The following is an 18168-nucleotide window of genomic DNA, read 5'->3' as shown; positions in this document are numbered from 1 at the left end:
TTGCTAACGGTCTTGTATATGGCTCGTAGCGTGCAAATTATGAAATTATTTTCGGATGTAGCACGAGCCGAATTTTTAAATTTTTCTTATTATCTTTTCTCAATAAGCCAAATTAAAAAATTTGGCGGACTAGCAAATATACCTTAACTTCTATTAATCAACTAACTAGATATGAGCTATATACGTTGTTGCCACACGTTTTTTTGCGTTACATTCCGAGCTGTTTGGATTATTTCGTCACTACAAAATATAAAATTATACCAGGAATTAACATCATTGCAATGTAAATCAAACGAGTATTTGCAAAATATAAAATATGTGTCCATATCCAATCGTACCATTTTACTTTATAATAGTCTCGAAATTTTATTCTGAATTTGTTATTATCGATTGGGTCGTGGTTTTCATAGCGACGTAATATATTTTGATATTCCTTTTGAAGTCTATTGCAAAATTCCATTTTGTCGTTTTCAGTAGCATTTTCTTCATAGGACTTATAATTTTGAAGTTCATTATATAAGTCAGCCAAATCCAATGCGCAATCGTGAAAATTTTTAGCTTTGACTGGATAGTTTTGTGCATTTTCTATTAATGAAAAAACTAATACTAAAATTGACAAGGCTGTAATCGTAAATGCTATTACATTCGCATCTATCGCATTTGGATTATATAAATTATAAACAGATACCAATCCAAAAATTATCAGGTAAGCAGAAAGAAAACTTATACTCAAAGTTGAATATTTTGCGATTGTTTTTAATCGAGTATCAGCTGTAAATCGAGTTCCTTTAGTTGACCAAATTTTATGTTTTAGTTCCTCAAGAAATCCTTTATCTAAATGTTCCTTTCCTTTTTCTTTCTCAAAACTTTTTGTCATTCGCTATGTTTTTTTCAAATGTGTGGCAACGTCTCGGCTATGAGTAGTTGCGTGGTTTAGCATTTAACTTTGCAAGTACACACCAAACTGAAAATCCGCGAGGATTTTCAGAAGTAGACGAGAACAAGCAATTACTTATAGCCATTGTTAGCCATAGTATTTTTTAATTTCCGAATAGACTTTTGTCGTTCATAAACGGACTTTCAAAAGTTGTCCAATCAGTTGTTTTTATTGATTTTCCGTCAGTATTCATTGGTGTGAACCTAACTTTATATTTTCCTTTATTCTTGTAAGTAAATGCTCCTGCACACATTCCGTGTCCGACATTTAGTTTACCATTCCATTCTTTAATGTAAAACACTTTTTTATCGTTAGTGCTCAAGTCAACAACTTCAGTCTTATACCAAATTTCAGATTCCGATTTGTTTTTAACATCAAAAATCGCATTTGCAGAAGGTCCACAACCATAGTGTACAACTTCTGTTTCTTCAAATTCAACATTCAGATTGGAATTCAGAGTTTCAAGTTCCTTTTTGTCCGTTGTTTTCCAATAAACTTTTTCTCTTTCTTTTTTCTCTCTGTTGTATTGCTTCATTTCTCTTTCTTCATTTTCGGTCCGGTCATAGTATTTAAGAAAGTATTTCGTATTAGGCTTTAATTCTGATGCTGGACAAAAAATGGCTTGAGTTAATTGCATTTGTCCAGTATAGAATTCTTCAAGATTAAGTTCAATTAATTCTCCGCTTTCACTTTCAAGATAAACTTTTCTGTTTTTAAAACTATTTATTGTCTTTTGACTATATGCGTAACCTTGAATGATAAATTTTGAATTCAAGCTAATTTCTTTAGTTTCCGGAAAGAAATACATTGCACTCATTGCACAATCCGCAAATACTGTTTTAATTCCGAAAGTCAGTAATAAAAGAAGTATGATTTTTTTCATAATGTTAGTTTCTTAAATAACTTCAAATATCGTTCCGTTCATATTATGGCTAACGTGTTTGTGTATGATTTCGTTGCGTGTTTCAGCAACTAATTTAGCAAATACAAACCGAATAGAAAATCCGCGAGGATTTTCGTAGGTAGGCGAGTACTAGCAATGAATTATACACGGTGTTGGCAATAGTTTTTCTTAATTAAAATTTAATCTAATTCCTTGACATTCATTATTTATTAACAAGAAATCATTTGTCCATAAACTCTTTTTGTTTTCAGCATAAAATTTATAATTTCCTCTTGGTAAGTAAAATTTAATGACACTTTCTGTTGTTTGACAGTCTCGGAATTTCATTCCAGTAATTTGTTATTGAACCACCATTATAAACAATATTGTCGCTTTCTAAAATCATTGATATTTTTCCTCCGTTATTAGATTCGGTTACATAGAAGAATACAACATTAGGATATTCATAGTAAGGTGTATACTTCAATGGTTCATTTTCATAAAAGCTCATAATTCCGTAATCTGTCATTGAATTGTCCGGATAAATCAATTTGAATTTGTAATAACTCGTAACTTTATCGAAGTTATAAATATCATATACTAAATGGCTAAAACCAATATATTTTACAACTTTACCATCTTGTAATAAAACTTCTCTTTTAAAAAGAACTTCCTCATATTCATTGTTAATTTTAACTGAAGTCCTAACTATCGCATAATACCAACCATCAGAGAAGTTTTTTATATCTAATTCCTTTTTATTGTTTATATATTTTTTATTTTTTTTTGTTGTTTTACGTATGTCTTTATTGTATTTTTTATTTTTTTTAAGTGAAATTTTGGCAAGTTTGTTTAATTTTTGACTTATCCATTCTTTTTGTCTTCCATAGCTATGGATCGGTTCTGTTTTTCTATAGTTTCTTAAATTTTTACTTCTATTCGATGAAATATAAGAATAAGCATAATTATCGTCTCTTGGTATCCAACCTGCTTCTCCAGTATAAGGATTAGTGTTTCCTCTTGTCGAAAAGTTATCAATGTTTGTAGAATTGGGTGCAGTTCGGTAATATGGTTTAACTACTGTTCCGTCACTACGAGTATAACCATTTACAAGAACATGATTTGGATTAACTTGAGCGTAAATATTCCAAAAAACACCTAATAGGAAATAGAGTATTAATAAAGCCTTGTTCATTTTAATTATTATTTAAAGTATATGGTACCTATTCTAAAATGCAATTTTGAATGTTTTTAATGAATTCAATTTTCAAATCGATAAACTCAAGTAATTTAGGTTCTAATTTATTCGGAATATCAAATTCGTTTCCTCCTACAAATCTATCTCCCGCAATTTTTGAAAGCTCACGCATTTTTTCAGTTAGTGCACTTTTTTTATCATTTTCAATGCTTGGAAATAAATATGTATAAGTCTCAATTAATGAATAGAAATCGTTCCGATGTAATATAATATTTAGTTCTGAATTTTCATTAGACTTAACAAGTTCGAGCTGAAACTTAGATAAATTATTATTAAAGGCCTTTAAAGCATCGTGCTTTAATCCATAAATAGCAATTTGTTTTTGAATTTCAAGTTCTTTTTTCACTCTGTTAGAGTCTATTTTATGAACTAAATGGGTCAGGTATATTAAAATTCCGATATTAATTATTGCAAAAATTGGGTTCAGAATTCCGCCAAAATAATCTCCGAAAGCTCCCCAAACTGCTGTCTCGTTAGATATTCCTCCATTAAATTTTATGAAATAAGGAATAGCAACTGTTAATATTAATATTAAGCATGCAATCGTAAAGTATTTGTAAAATGAATTTACTCTCAATGTTCGTTTTTTTAATTGTTGCCAACGGTCTCGTATAACCGTCAGTTACGGGTTAATAAGCGTTAATTTTCGATTTAGCACTCACGTTAGCAATTCCGAGTGGATTCGGACGTAGTCGAATCCGCCGTAATTGCGGTTATACATTGTTGTGTGCAGTTTTTTTCCATTCAGATTTTAGATTATTCCATTCAGTCCGGAATTGACGAAAGCCATTTTGGTCAAAATCATCTTTCGGGACTTCTTTCTCACTTGGGTTTCCATAAAACTGCTCAACTTGGTCAGTAAAGTCAATTACTTGATTTATGTAAAAGTCAATTGGTATTTTCGTTTTATTTCCTTTTTCAGTTGTGAATTCAACCATACCGTTTTCGTGTTTTACACTCCAATCAATTCCGTTATTGCATCCACAAATCAAAACGTAATCTTTCTCGTCATTCGGTATCATAAAATGTCCGCAACAAGGCACCAAATAATTATCAAAATCTCCGATTGAATAATCTTTTTTTAAAGTCCGAAGCAGATAAAGTCCGAAGCACTTAAACACCACGAGTCAGATTCCGAGTTAGATAAAATTTCATCTCCGATTTTCAGATACAATTCTCCGTGAGAACATAAATCGGTTTTATCGTCCAATCCGTCGTCTTTAATCCAATGCTGTCTTAAAATCTTTATTTCAAATTTAGGGTTCGTCATTTCTCAAATTGCACACAACGGTTCGGGCTATAATTTCGGCGTGGGGTAGGAGTTGCTACCTGTCGGCCTGATTGTTTTGTTATTAAGATGAAGATAGTTAATTTTTAATAATTCAGTCGCGCTGAATTATAGCCGTTGTTGTACACCGTTTTTTATTCAGTTATTATTTTATTATTATTATCAAAAATCCAAACTCCTATCACTATTGTTAGCGAATATATCAAAACCCAAATTGTCTGTTCAGACCATCTTGTAATAAATCCGCTATCAACGATGAAAAACGTAATCCAAACCGATAAAAAACTATAAATTGATAATATAATTTTCTCGTTTAGGGTTGAGAATTTATCTTTCAAAAACCTTTTAATTAACCAAAATATTACCATTGCAGGAATTGACGAAAGAAGGCCGACAATTATCATTACAAATATTATTTCGTAAGAATTTAATATACTCGTAAAACTCGAATCATTTATAATAGCACCTAATATTAATGCTAATAAAAGAGGTGAAATGATTATCGTAAATAACCAAATTTTGATAATATATCTCATATATTATTCAGTTGTTATTTTATACTTTTCGTCTATTAATTCCCAATAATTTTTCTTTCTGTCAAACACAAATCTCATATCAGAAACGTAGCCATTTGTTCCGCCACAGTCTAATGCAAAATCCGCTTTTTTAAATTTCAATCCATTGTTGAAATGCATTTTCCTCTTTCCAGTAACATTTACAATTCCAAAATTCACGTCAACTGTATCAGTTCCAATTTTTTTGTGAGTCAGACGCAAAGCCCGAATTGTCTTTTTTTCTTTAACTGACAAATCAATTAGTTCCTCAATCGTCAAGAATTTGTATCGTTCGGATACGTTCATTTTGGAAATCCGTTTTCCGTTTTGATTCAGTTCGATATATTTCCAACCACTTGATAGTAGAAGGTCAAATCTGCTATTTAATGCCTGAACATAGATGCTATCCAATTCGCTTGGTTTAATCGAATTCAGTTCCATTTCTTGTCCAAATGACAAAAATTCGATAAAGGTCAATATAATTACAAATGCTTTTCTCAAATGGTGTACAACGGTCTAGTGTATGATTTCGTTGCGTGTTTAAGCACTAAGTTAGCAAATAAATCATAGATAGAAAGTCTGCGAGGACTTTCGTAAGTAGGCTATAACTAGCAATGAATTATACACATTGTTGGCAATAGTTATTTATTCTATGGTTCCTGTATTTACCTGATTAATAAAAGTTCTCATTGATTTTTTATATTCAAATACCATTGGAAATGTTACAATAACCTTTTGACCTAAAAGAGCATTAAACTCTATTTGAGAAATAACATCATAATCTTTCAAAATTCGTAAGCTTTTATCATTCCAAAAACTTTTTGAGTGAGTTATAGCATTTCTTACGGCAATTAACTCCATTGATCCTTTAATAGACCATTCAAATTCAGGATCAACGTATTTCTTTAATGCTTCAATTTTGCCTTGAGGAAAATTTTGGATTGGTAAACTCTTGTCTAGCATTAAATCGTTTAGAATTTCATCAAATATTACAACTAGATCTTGAATGAGCATACCAGCGACCCTTGTTACTGTTTTTTTGAAGTTTTTCGAAGGGTCTCTTCTAAAACGCATTTTCTTTTTGTTGGAAGTTACGACGCGATGAGTAATTGACTCGAAATTATTCTTTTCAATATTCCATTTTAATGAATCTTTTCCACTTTCATTTAATTCTTCACGAGGCTCAAAATCATTATCCTTACTGACTTTTAAGGAATGCATTAAAGAATATAGTGTGCAAGTCCATTCGTTTAGGTTGTCTAAGTTTTCCTTTAAAATCAATATGTTTTTATTTAATTGTTCAAATCATTATTGGAATTAACTTTTATTGATTCTTTCAAAATGCTTAGAAATGTTTCATTTCGTTTTTCTGCATCATCTAAAAAAGCATCAAAAGAGAGCACTGTAATTCCAATTGGGCATTCTATTTTTTTGTCTTTTACTTTATAAACAATACTTTGAGTTTTATAAAATGCTTTTCCAACACTATAAATTTCTGTATAGTCATTCGAATCTAAATAAAGTTCGAAGTCTTCATCAATATCTACAATACCATAAAACCACATTCGTTGTATCCTATTTGGGAAATATTGTAATAAACGCCTTGCTCTTCTTTGAATTTGACCAATAACTTTTTCATTTTCATGCAATCCTGCCTTTCGTTTCTTAAGTTCTACAATTACTAAGTCTACTCTTTGTTCAGCTGGATTACCATTAAAAATAATTGATATATCAGGTCTTGTTGTTTTGTCTTGACTAATCTCTTCTTCTAAGGCTAATTCATCAATTAATTTACTTAATTCTTGGTCACTTAAAATTGTATTATAAGACATGAATTTATCATCTAATAACCACGCGTTATTTCTGTAAAGATTTGTGAAATATTCTTTTGACCTGAATGTTTCACGTATAGGAACAATCATTTCGTGTATTTCTGATTCACTATTATTATGGTTTGTACTCTTAAGTTTTTGAATTATTAAATTTCTATAAAGTATATATTCGGTAAGTACTCTAGAAGATACTTCTAATGATTTTTTGTATAAAGTATCAGTTAAATAGGTCGCTTCTAGGGTTTCTTTTTGATCTTTAAAAAAACTTTCTTGAGCTTTTTCAAGAAGTTTGTTTTTGTCTACAAGTCCAGCAATATTCTCATTGAAATAACCTTCTAAATGAGGGTATTTTTTATCTAAAAATGCTTTTTGGTTTTTGTTCCTTTCGACTATAGATGGGATTTCTTGTTCAAGGATAATTTTAATTTCCTCTATTACTGAATATTTAAGAGCATTAAACTGATTTTTTTCTAATTCTAGTCTTTGTCTCGAATTACCAACTTTTCCTTTGAAATAATCAGATTGAATTAAGAAAATACAATTATATCCTTGAGGAATATTTTCTTTAGAAATAATATCAGAAATCGGAATAGTACGATTATCAGCGTTTAATGCGATAGTAAGATTTGAATTTTCAAAGTCTTGTTCTACTTTGTATAATAGCTCAAAATCAGCATATAAATCAGTTTGTTCTATTTTAAAAATTTTACTTTTTAATTTGGGTAATTTCTTAGAAGAAATGATTTTTTTATCTGAATGAAAATTTTTATCTGGATTTGGTATTTCTGTTCTTACATCTATTGATATATTTACTTCATTACCATTTTTATTAATGATATATAATCTAGGCAAGAAATGTAATTCTATTGATTTTGCTAAAGTTTCAGCTCTAATATAATCATAGGTTTTAATGCTTTCTAATTTATAGTTTTCCAATAATAGCTTTGTTCCATTAGAATTTAGTGATGTTTTCTTTTCAAAATCTCTATCAAATTTATTATCAAGTGTAAATGTTCTTTTGGAATCATCAGATAAAGTATCATAGAATGCTTTTTTAAAGTAGTTTAAGAAAACTAAACGACCTAAACCTTTGTTGTCTGGTGAATCTGTTTCTAAAAGTTCGCAAAACTTGTCAAACCCTCTATTTGTAAATCCATGACCGTTATCTGCGATTTCAACTTTCAATGATTTTGCTTCTTCAAAAGACTGAATAGTGATTATTAAATTAATCTCAGAAGCATTTGCATCTAAAGCATTTGCGATAGCTTCAAAATAAACTAAATCTAAAGATGGATTAGGAAAAAATTGTTTAATTGCTTTTGAAATATTTATTTTCATTTAGGTAGTCATATTTTATTCCTTATCGGGTTGTTTTCCATATTCTAAAAGGTCGATATGAACTGGCGTTGATCTATATTTTCCAGTTTGCATACTTTCTATAAAATCATCTTTAGAAATCCCAAAAGCACTTGAAATATAATGAAAATGAGGTTGACCGTTTTTCCAATTTTCTCTACCACCAATACTATTGTAGGTTAGAAAAAAACAGTGCCAATTATCATCATTTACGAAAAAATGCGAAACTATAACCTTTCTGTGGTCAATAACATGTTTTAATTCTCCGTCACTTAAATCAGTATCTCCGGTTTTATCAATTGAACCGTCTTCTTTTACGTGGAAAATCTTTGGAAGTTTTTTTCCTTCAAATCCGTTGGGTAAATTTTTAAAATGATATTTGCTGTAAAGATATCCAAAGTCATTAAATGATTTAAAAATTAAAGACATTAATTGGTCAGGGTTTAATATCATACCCTTTAATAACCTAATTTGGTCTTTTTTACGTTCAGTTTGTAAAAGTTTTATAAAATTATCATGAACTTTTGTGTTCTCGAATTTTTCAAAAAATCCAACTAAAGTTTCTTCTGCTTTTCGACGAAAATAATCATCGTCTAATTGAGCTGTAAGAATAGCGTTTTCCATACTTAGAATATCGCGCAATGAAATCATTCTTCTTTGAAGTTCGAATGTTTTATAATATTCAACAGGATTCACATTTTCTACCTTATCAGAGGCGAAAACCCTAGTGAAGCTTTTTCCATTCTCGTCATATATTTTTTCTGTATGCATGTCCTAATTATTGCCAACGGTTCGTGTAAGGTAAGTACGGGTTAGTGTGCGGGGATTTTCCGTAGGAAAATCCGAAGCAAGCTAACACGAACTGCCTTTAGGTTAAGCCATAAAAGTAGTATTTATTTTACACATTGTTAGCCCACGTTATTTTATTTTTCTCCATATGGCTTTGCAGCTCCGCAGAGTTTTGTTTTACGTGCTACTATTGATTTTATCTTTTGTGCGTTACGATTTGCCGTTTGCTATATAAATCCGCCGCAAGAGTTGCGTTTGACTGATGTCAGAAAAGGATTGAGTATGATATTTTATTTCACATACAGTTTTGCCGAAACGTTAAAGAGTCCGTCTCAACAGTGTCGCGTTGTGTTTTATCCGAAATAGGTTGAGTGAGCAGGTGAGAAGCGTTGTTTTTTTTATTTTTAAATCACTTTTAAGCAACTTTAGAATTTTTTTTCGAGCCGAGTGGGCATGTGGGCTAACGTTACGTGTAAGGATAGTTGCGTTGATAAGCCACTAAAATAGTAAAAATGGAACGAACCGGAGGAAAATCCGTTAGGATTTTCCGAGTAATAGAGAACCAAGCAATTATTTTTACACATTGTTATGCACAGGTCTTTATTTTTGTAATCATTACTTCCCGTGGATTCTTCCATTTAAAAACTTCGGTTGGCGTGAAATTTAATCTTTTGGCTATATCGCGGAAAGGCATATTTTCAAATGTTCCATATTCATATTTCCAATATTCAATATTTTCAAGATAATAATTTTGAGTTCCAATTGTTTTGCGATCACCATCAGTCGGCAAAATATTTATTTCTCCAATATATTTCTTCAATTCTTTAAAATCTAAGATTATATTTTCGTAAATAAATTGGCTGTATAGGTTATCCAGGAATACATTTTGAAAATTTTTAATGTCAGAAGCTTTGAGATCCGGAATTATAAGAGAAAATTTAGTTTCAGCGTTTACAATTAGCCAACACTTTTTTCGGTTGACATAGAAAACAGTCCCATTCCATTTTCCGAGTTTTGAGATCGATTCTATAGTTGGTTGGCTTACATACTTTGACACAAGTTTTTCAAGTTTTTTTGATATGTAAATTGGTGTTGTCATTCACTTGTGCATAACGTTATTGTGTAAGGAACGTTGCGTGTTTGAGTGCGAGGATTTTCCGAAGGAAAATCAGAAGCTAGCAAACAAAGCAACGACCAAACGATTGAACTAAAATAAGCAATGTTTTTTACACGGTGTTGTGTGTAGTGTTTATTTCAGTTACTTTTCTTTATTACATTATATGGCAAAAGTTCGACAATTACTTTTCCGTTCTCATCTTTTTTAATAATTTTTTCAGGCTTGTTTTCTCCGTTTGTCAAAATTCTCGCTTTATAAAACAATTCCGATTTCCATTTAAGAAACCATTTCCAAATTCCGATAAATCAGATTTCGCTTTTTCCAAACTCTTTTTTAATTCACTCTTTTTTGGAAAGTCATATCCATTATGATTTTTATTCGGTTCGGACATTCTTTGAATATCAGAAATCGAAATGGAATCCCATTCTGATTCAAAAAAGTCATCGCAATTTCCTTTTCCCAGTATTATATCATAATTGTATGGATAATCAGTTGGGAAATCAGATGCAGTTATTTTTATATACTGCTCTTCTTTTCTCCAAATAATATTCGTAAAGTACGTTTCAATTTTTTTACTATGTAATTGAAATCCGTTTTTCTCTACAAATGTTCCAATTATTTCCAATGCAGTGTTTGAGAACAAAATATGCTTTCTCGAAGGTTTAGAATTATCGGTATTTTTCAAAAAGTCAAATATTCCCATAATATTGGTTTACATTACACACAACGTTACGTGTAAGGATAGTTGCGTGATTAAGCCTCTAAAATAGTAAATATTAACGAACCGGAGGAAAATCCGCTAGGATTTTCCGAGTAAGATAGAACCAAGCAATTATTTTTACACACTGTTGTGTACAGTGCTTTATATTTTTTATTCCATTTATCACACCGAGTGTTATCCGTTGTCAATATTGCTTTTTGCTTTAAACAGCACTTTTAGAGTCATGTTTTTATACGTAATAGGAGCAGAGCGGTAGTCCGTTACAGTTGCGCATTTAAGTTGTCAGAAAGCGATTGAGTGGTAGATCCGTTGCGTATTGCTCCGTTTTGCTATTTAATCCGTTTACAAACCGTTATTTTGCGTAATAATTACGTGTTAATTTTTTTGATAAAAATTAATGCTTTAGAGTATTAGTTTTAGCGAATATGGTTTTTTTTTGAGCCGAGTGAGCCATTGTACACAACGTTAAGTGTAAGGATAGTTGCGTGATTAAGCCTCTAAAATAGTAAATATTAACGAACTGGAGGAAAATCCGCTAGGATTTTCCGAGTAAGATAGAACCAAGCAATTATTTTTACACACTGTTGTGTACAGTGCTTTATATTTTTTATTCCATTTATCACACCGAGTGTTATCCGTTGTCAATATTGCTTTTTGCTTTAAACAGAACTTTTAGAGTCATGTTTTTATACGTAATATGAGCAGAGCGGTAGTCCGTTACAGTTGCGCATTTAAGTTGTCAGAAAGCGATTGAGTGGTAGATCCGTTGCGTATTGCTCCGTTTTGCTATTTAATCCGTTTACAAACCGTTATTTTGCGTAATAATTACGTGTTAATTTTTTTGATAAAAATTAATGCTTTAGAGTATTAGTTTTAGCGAATTTGGTTTTTTTTGAGCCGAGTGAGCCATTGTACACAACGGTCTAGTATAAGAAAAGTAGGGCAGTTGTAAGCGATACTTTTCGGATTAAGCTAAAGCCGAATTTTTAAATTTTGTTAATTATTTTACTCTTTTTAATTAAGCCAAATTTAAAAATTTGGCGACTTGGAAAACACGCACAGACCTTTTGATTAAGCACTATTCGCCCTATTTTTTTTATACATTGTTGTAACACGTTTTTTTTCGCGTTACATTCCGTCTTCTCTTTTCGAAAGCCAATCTTTGTATTTTACTTTTAGTTCATTTCGCTTTTTCTCAGAGTCAACTATTATATCTATTCCGCCATCATAAGGTGCTATGATATAATTCCTTTTTGGACAGACAAACATTGCTCGGAATTCATCATCCGCAATATCTTTCAGCAGTTTGTTTTGGGAATTCCGTTGCCATTTATCAGTTCTGAAATAAACATTATAGAAAAAATCATCTTCATATTCTTCTCGATAGATTTTATGAAGTTCAATTGTTCGACATTTCTCAAATTCTCCATATTCCGACAATTCAGATGATATTTCGTCAGTAAATTCTATTTCGTATTGTCCAGATACAATTATGACTTCGCTATTTTCTCCAATTAATTCCGAAATCAATTTGTTTTGTCTGTTCAGGATTATTTGATATTCATTTTCCGATTCTGCGTATCTTTTTGATTCGGGCAAACTATGAATTCGCAACCATTTATTCGGATAAACACCTTTTAATTCGTGTCCGATTGGATTGGATTCCGGATAATTTAAATCCCAGTATTTGTTGAATTCTATGCGGTTCATTAAATGTGTTACAACGTTTCGTGTAAGGTAAGTACGGGTTAGTGTGCGGGGATTTTCCGTAGGAAAATCCGAAGCAAGCTAACACGAACTGCCTTTGGGTTAAGCCATAAAAGTAGTATTTATTTTACACATTGTTACCAACCGTTCTTTTAATTACCCAGTTAGCCGTTTCGTATTTGAATCCGCCGCAAAGATTGCGCATTGCTTTTGTCAGTCCGAAATCAGATTTTGGTATTTGATTAGCCGTCATGCAAATCAGTCCGCCGTAAGAGTTGCGCCCTGGTTTGATCAGAATATTATTGTAATTTTTTATCCGCTAACTTTTGCAGTTTTTTAATTTAGAGATCGTTTAGATTCTATTATTTTTCACAGCAGAGTGGCATGGTTGGTAACGGTTTTGTGTATGAAACGTAGCGTGTAAAAAGACGCTAAATTTTCGGATTAACAGAGAGCCGAATTTTTATATTTTGTTTTTAATTTATCAATCTTAAAAGCCAAATTTAAAAATTTGGCGGTCTTCGCAAGTAAACACAAACCTCTCGGAAAGCCTTTATTAGCTATGTTTTATACACGTTGTTGTAAAACGTTTTTTTAGCGTTTATATTGAAGTTGATATAGTTCGTCATTTTCTGAATTAAAATCGATATCAATACTAAACTCGTGATTTTGTTTTTCTCTTAATAATGCTCCTGATAGATGTAGTATTTCTTTGCCTTTAAAAGGGACAATCATAAATCCAAAAAAGCGATATTCCTTTATGTTTCCGAATTGAGGTTCAAGTTCAATTAAGCGAGGTACAAGTTCTTCTTTGTCAAAGGGAATTAATTCATTGTTTAGCATAGAACTTATTTCTTCAAACTTTTTTTCTTTGAGTAAACTCACAGTTTTGTCATTCAGACCCATTCTCTTTTCAACCTGTTCCAATGTGGAAATTGGATATTCAAATTGTTGTTTTGAATTGTCTTTGGAAATTAAAACTACGTGAATAGCATCGTAATTATTTTTTTCTTCTTTTAGATTTTTATAAAATATATAAGCAATATTTGAAGAAGGTAATTTGGGTTTATCTAATCTTTCTTCGATAGCATCACTTTCACTCATTTCGAGTTCGAAATATTTCTTTTTTCCGTCTTCTGTTGACGCTGAAACTCCAACAGCATATTTACATTGTCCACCATAAAAATCCGTAATTTCTTTTACTCCAGCATCTTCATTGTCAGTTATACTAATAAAGTTTGAAAGTAGTCCGGTTTTTTGTTCACCATCACGTTTATTTCCGCAAGATGTTATTAAAAATGTACAAATTAGTAGGCTTAAAATTCTGTTCATTGGTTTTTCTTAAATGTTTTACAACGGTTCGTGTATGATAAGTTGCGTAGTTTGAGTGCGGGGATTTTCCGTAGGAAAATCAGACGCAAGCAAACAAGCAACTACCATTGTGCTAGCCCAAAATAGCAATTTTTTATACACCGTGTTAGCCCACGTTATTTTATTTCATAACAGTTGGAGTTCCAGTTTCGCAAAGTATTGTTTTACAGATAGCTATTGATTTTATATTTTGAAGGTTAAGATATGCCGCTTTTAATAGCAATCCGCCGTAATAGTTTCGTGTTGTTTAAGTCAGAATACGGTTGAGTAATAAACTTAGAGCGGCATCAGCTTTTTACATCTATCTTTGCCGCAACGTAAAAGTGTCCGTCGCAACAGTGGCGCGTAGTGCTATTATCCGAAATCGGTTGAGTAAGAAGGTGAGAAGCGTTGTTTTTTACTTTTAAACCACTTTTAAGCAACTTTAGGATTTTTTTTCGAGCCGAGTGGGCATGTGGGCTAACGGTTCGTGTAAGGTAAGTACGGGTTAGTGTGCGGGGATTTTCCGTAGGAAAATCCGAAGCAAGCTAACATGAACTGCCTTTAGGTTAAGCCATAAAAGTAGTATTTATTTTACACATTGTTAGCCCACGTTATTTTATTTTTCTCCATATGGCTTTGCAGCTCCGCAGAGTTTTGTTTTACGTGCTACTATTGATTTTATCTTTTGTGCGTTACGATTTGCCGTTTGCTATATAAATCCGCCGCAAGAGTTGCGTTTTACTGATGTCAGAAAAGGATTGAGTATGATATTTTATTTCACATACAGTTTTGCCGAAACGTTAAAGAGTCCGTCTCAACAGTGTCGCGTTGTGTTTTATCCGAAATAGGTTGAGTGAGCAGGTGAGAAGCGTTGTTTTTTTTATTTTTAAATCACTTTTAAGCAACTTTAGAATTTTTTTTCGAGCCGAGTGGGCATGTGGGCTAACGGTTCGTGTATGATAAGTTGCGTAGTTTGAGTGCGGGGATTTTCCGTAGGAAAATCAGAAGCAAATAAACAAGCAACGACCATAATGTAAGCCCAAAATAGCAATTTTTTATACACCGTGTTAGCCCACGTTATTTTATTTCCCACAAGAGTGGATTTTGAAACGCAAGGTTTTGCTTCACATTGAATTATTGATTCTAATTTTTTATGTGTTGAGATATACCGATTTTATTTCCAATCCGCCGCAAGAGTTGCGTTTCACTGATCTCAGAAAAGGATTGAGTAGGATATTTTATTTCACATGCAGTTTTGCCGCTACGTAAAAGAGTCCGTCGCAACAGTGGCGCGTAGTACTATTATCCGAAATCGGTTGAGTAAGAAGGCGAGAAGTGTTGTTTTTTTACTTTTAAACCACTTTTAAACCACTTTTAAACCACTTTTAAGCAACTTTAGAATTTTTTTTCGAGCCGAGTGGGCATGTGGGCTAACGGTTCGTGTATAATAAGTTGCGTAGTTTGAGTGCGGGGATTTTCCGTAGGAAAATCAGAAGCAAGCAAACAAGCAACGACCATAATGTAAGCCCAAAATAGCAATTTTTTATACACCGTGTTAGCCCACGTTATTTTATTTCATAACAGTTGGAGTTCCAGTTTCGCAAAGTATTGTTTTACAGATAGCTATTGATTTTATATTTTGAAGGTTAAGATATGCCGTTTTTAATAGCAATCCGCCGCAAGAGTTGTGTTTCACTGATCTCAGAAAAGGATTGAGTAGGATATTTTATTTCACATACAGTTTTGCCGCAACGTAAAAGAGTCCGACGCAACAGTAGCGCGTAGTGCTATTATCCGAAATCGGTTGAGTAAGTAGGAGAGAAGCGTTGTTTTTTTTACTTTTAAACCACTTTTAAGCAACTTTAGGATTTTTTTTCGAGCCGAGTGGACATGTGGGCTAACGTGATTGTGTAAGGATAGTTGCGTGTGCAAGCAACTAACTCAATAAGAATGGAACGAACCGCAGGAAAATCCGAAGGATTTTCCGAGTAGGCAAGAACCAAGCAATTATTTTTACACGGTGTTGTAGCACGTTTTTATTTTTTTTATCCAGTTATTTTTGTTTTTGATAATGTCAATCGGTAATTCATTAATTTCTCTCTGTTCGATTTTTTCCAAACAAGCTGAATATATTGTTTCAGTTCCATTAATTTTCAGAATTTCATGTCGGTCAGGTTTTCCAAATTCCAATGTTATAAACGATGACCAAACTGCAACGCGATATTGATATTCCATAATAAATTCCGCAAAACTTTGAATTCCGTTTTCCTTTATTATTTCCTTTCCAAGTTCAACTCTTTCTTTGTATTCTTTTGAGTCCGATTTGCTAAAGTCAAAAGGATGTATTCCTAAAAAATAAAGGTTTTTACAGCCGAATAGAAAGTCCGTCGTTTTATTGTTCATTTAATGATTTTAAATACTTTCTGAATTTCAGCATTCTAATTCCAGTGAAAACCATAAAAACAATTCCAAAAACACAACCAAATAGACTAATAGTTTGCGGTGTTGGTCTTTTACTTCCTAATCGGTGAAATAAAATTGACACAATAAAAACTAAAAGTCCGATTATAAATGGTATCAATAAATTCCGCCAAGATTTTCTAATATTTTCTTCTGTCATTTTGGTTTTCTCAAATGTGGTACAACGGTCTCGTATAACCGTCAGTTACGGGTTAATATACACTAACTTTTCGGTTTAGCACAGGCTTTAGCAATTCCGAGTGGATTCGGACGTAGTCGAATCCGCCGTAATTGCGGTTATACATTGTTGTGTAACGTTTTTTATTTCAGTTTGTTAAATATTTCAATTTTCAATTCCTCAACGGAAATATTATATTTTTCAAAATTATTTTCCAATATATCGACATATCTTTCATCTGTACAACTTACATACTTTATTGCTTGTTTATACACTAAAGTATCAACCATAAGTCTTAAATAAGCAGGAAAATTCTCCCTTCTATTTGTTTTTATGAATAACCTGTTGCCGAGATAAAGGGAAAAGATAATCGTCTTCATAAACTTTCGGCATTTCGTTTTTTTCTAATATCACAGGATTATCAGAACATAAGTATGGGAATTTATCAGTACTCTCTATAATCGTATAAGGCGTTCTGCATTCAAATCCTCTCATTGAGTCCATTAAAGAATTATAATACTTGTAAGCATTTAAAAACGGCTCGCTGTTTTTTAATTCCTCTTCACGTTTTTTATCTTTAATTCCATTTTTATCTTTTATAGCTAATCCTAAAGTATTCAAGTCGTTATTTCTTACGAAGTTTCTTAACTCTTCTTTTCTGTGAGGTAAACGCCAATACATTAGGCTTACAAAATGATTAAGAGCTGGCATATCATCTTCGTCTACATTGAAACGATTGTCAATACTCGATGAATTTATCTTTTCAATTAGTTTTGCAGCATTATTATCGAAATGGCTATAGTGTTGAGTTTCTAAAAAGTCCGTTTCAGATTCATTGAATTTTATCGTGTTTCCATCTTTTTCAAAGAAGTAAGATTCCGGTGAAAACTCCTTTCCATTTTTAATAAATCTTTTTTCTTGAACATTAAATATTTTAAACTTATTTGATTCTTTGGTAAAACCTTTTAAGTAAAAAACCGGTAAATAATGATGTCTCCAAGATTTGTTTTTCATTCAAATTATGATGAGTGAGCAAATGTTACACAACGGTTTCGTATAACCGTCAGTTACGGGTTAAATTAGCGATTATTTACGGTTTAGCACTGACTTTAGCAATTCCGAGTGGATTTGGACGTAGTCGAATCCGCCGTAATTGCGGTTATACATTGTTGGCAACTGGCTTTTACTTTTTCAAATTCAGTTTGTTTAATCGTTCCAAAAATCAGTTTATCTCCATTGAGAATAAATCTTGAAGGTTTTATTTCCTCAATTTGATTCCAAAAACGCTTTGTGTCCGCCAATTCCAATTCATTCCGAGATTCGTTTAAGTCGGTTGAAAATCCACCATAATTGACAAAAATTTCCATTGCTTTAAACCTTTGCTTTTTCTCAAAAATTAGCCATTGATCATAAATGTCAAACAATGATTTTTGAGATAATTCAAATTCTGTCATTTCATCGAAATAAGCAATTTCATTTTCATAAGTCCAGCCCCTTTTCAATTCAGATTCGGTCGGCAGGAAAGAGTCGCTGTCGAATGAAACTATTGAAAGATATTTATCGATAATAAGTTCAGGAAATTTAGAAATCAGTGAATTCATATCGTACTTTTCGGATAATATTTCAATCCAATAGTAATCTTTATATGTTCCGAGTTTATCATTTTCAGCTTGTTGCCAACGTTTTTGTATATAATTTGTAAGGAAAGTTAAAAATAATTGATTTTCAGATAGTT

18 protein-coding genes are annotated in these 18168 nt (G+C 31.9%); all 18 read right to left on the bottom strand.

Annotated elements, in window-relative coordinates:
* Window positions 1-229 precede the first annotated feature (229 nt).
* The 18 genes from N7U66_RS04830 to N7U66_RS04745 all read right to left on the bottom strand — a co-directional run bounded on the left by N7U66_RS04830 (window position 230) and on the right by N7U66_RS04745 (window position 18034).
* Window positions 230-877, bottom strand: coding sequence for an SLATT domain-containing protein (locus N7U66_RS04830; protein ID WP_267677554.1), 648 nt, complete (start codon window positions 875-877; stop codon window positions 230-232).
* Window positions 878-1040: 163 nt separating this feature from the next.
* Window positions 1041-1820 (bottom strand): hypothetical protein, encoded by a 780-nt coding sequence (locus N7U66_RS04825; RefSeq protein WP_267677553.1) that lies wholly within the window; start codon window positions 1818-1820, stop codon window positions 1041-1043.
* 307 nt (window positions 1821-2127) lie between these two features.
* Entirely contained in the window at window positions 2128-3015 is an 888-nt protein-coding gene (locus tag N7U66_RS04820; protein ID WP_267677552.1) for a hypothetical protein, read from the bottom strand.
* 28 nt (window positions 3016-3043) lie between these two features.
* Window positions 3044-3655, bottom strand: coding sequence for a hypothetical protein (locus N7U66_RS04815; protein ID WP_267677551.1), 612 nt, complete (start codon window positions 3653-3655; stop codon window positions 3044-3046).
* A gap of 136 nt (window positions 3656-3791) precedes the next feature.
* Window positions 3792-4100, bottom strand: coding sequence for a hypothetical protein (locus N7U66_RS04810; protein WP_267677550.1), 309 nt, complete (start codon window positions 4098-4100; stop codon window positions 3792-3794).
* 59 nt (window positions 4101-4159) lie between these two features.
* A complete protein-coding gene (locus N7U66_RS04805) occupies window positions 4160-4348 on the bottom strand; it encodes a hypothetical protein (protein ID WP_267677549.1) in 189 nt (62 codons plus the stop codon).
* A gap of 557 nt (window positions 4349-4905) precedes the next feature.
* A complete protein-coding gene (locus N7U66_RS04800) occupies window positions 4906-5397 on the bottom strand; it encodes a hypothetical protein (protein ID WP_267677548.1) in 492 nt (163 codons plus the stop codon).
* 168 nt (window positions 5398-5565) lie between these two features.
* Window positions 5566-6141 carry a hypothetical protein gene (locus N7U66_RS04795; RefSeq protein WP_267677547.1) on the bottom strand — a complete coding sequence of 192 codons (576 nt, stop codon included), beginning with the start codon at window positions 6139-6141 and terminating at the stop codon, window positions 5566-5568.
* Between the two features lie 71 nt (window positions 6142-6212).
* Window positions 6213-8090, bottom strand: coding sequence for an ATP-binding protein (locus N7U66_RS04790; RefSeq protein ID WP_267677546.1), 1878 nt, complete (start codon window positions 8088-8090; stop codon window positions 6213-6215).
* Window positions 8091-8105: 15 nt separating this feature from the next.
* Window positions 8106-8879, bottom strand: a complete 774-nt coding sequence (locus tag N7U66_RS04785) for a hypothetical protein (RefSeq protein ID WP_267677545.1) — start codon at window positions 8877-8879, stop codon at window positions 8106-8108.
* Window positions 8880-9483: 604 nt separating this feature from the next.
* Window positions 9484-9996: a DUF6933 domain-containing protein gene (locus tag N7U66_RS04780; RefSeq protein WP_267677544.1), complete on the bottom strand. Its 513-nt coding sequence runs from the start codon at window positions 9994-9996 to the stop codon at window positions 9484-9486.
* 256 nt (window positions 9997-10252) lie between these two features.
* Window positions 10253-10717 (bottom strand): PHD finger domain-containing protein, encoded by a 465-nt coding sequence (locus tag N7U66_RS04775; RefSeq protein WP_267677543.1) that lies wholly within the window; start codon window positions 10715-10717, stop codon window positions 10253-10255.
* 1146 nt (window positions 10718-11863) lie between these two features.
* Entirely contained in the window at window positions 11864-12445 is a 582-nt protein-coding gene (locus tag N7U66_RS04770) for a DUF3885 domain-containing protein (RefSeq protein WP_267677542.1), read from the bottom strand.
* 591 nt (window positions 12446-13036) lie between these two features.
* Window positions 13037-13774 carry a hypothetical protein gene (locus N7U66_RS04765; protein ID WP_267677541.1) on the bottom strand — a complete coding sequence of 246 codons (738 nt, stop codon included), beginning with the start codon at window positions 13772-13774 and terminating at the stop codon, window positions 13037-13039.
* A 2034-nt stretch (window positions 13775-15808) separates the two neighbouring features.
* Window positions 15809-16198, bottom strand: coding sequence for a hypothetical protein (locus tag N7U66_RS04760; protein WP_267677525.1), 390 nt, complete (start codon window positions 16196-16198; stop codon window positions 15809-15811).
* Entirely contained in the window at window positions 16188-16415 is a 228-nt protein-coding gene (locus tag N7U66_RS04755; RefSeq protein WP_267677524.1) for a hypothetical protein, read from the bottom strand. Before N7U66_RS04755 ends, N7U66_RS04760 begins: the two co-directional genes overlap by 11 nt.
* Before the next feature lie 339 nt (window positions 16416-16754).
* On the bottom strand, window positions 16755-17447 hold the full coding sequence (locus N7U66_RS04750; protein ID WP_267677540.1) for a DUF4238 domain-containing protein: 693 nt from the start codon (window positions 17445-17447) through the stop codon (window positions 16755-16757).
* A 95-nt stretch (window positions 17448-17542) separates the two neighbouring features.
* Entirely contained in the window at window positions 17543-18034 is a 492-nt protein-coding gene (locus tag N7U66_RS04745; protein WP_267677539.1) for a hypothetical protein, read from the bottom strand.
* Between the last annotated feature and the right edge of the window lie 134 nt (window positions 18035-18168).

Source organism: Lacinutrix neustonica (assembly GCF_026625145.1).
GTDB lineage: Bacteria > Bacteroidota > Bacteroidia > Flavobacteriales > Flavobacteriaceae > Lacinutrix > Lacinutrix neustonica.
Note: the sequence above shows the minus strand (reverse complement) of the source record. Positions and strands in the feature narration are given on the sequence as shown.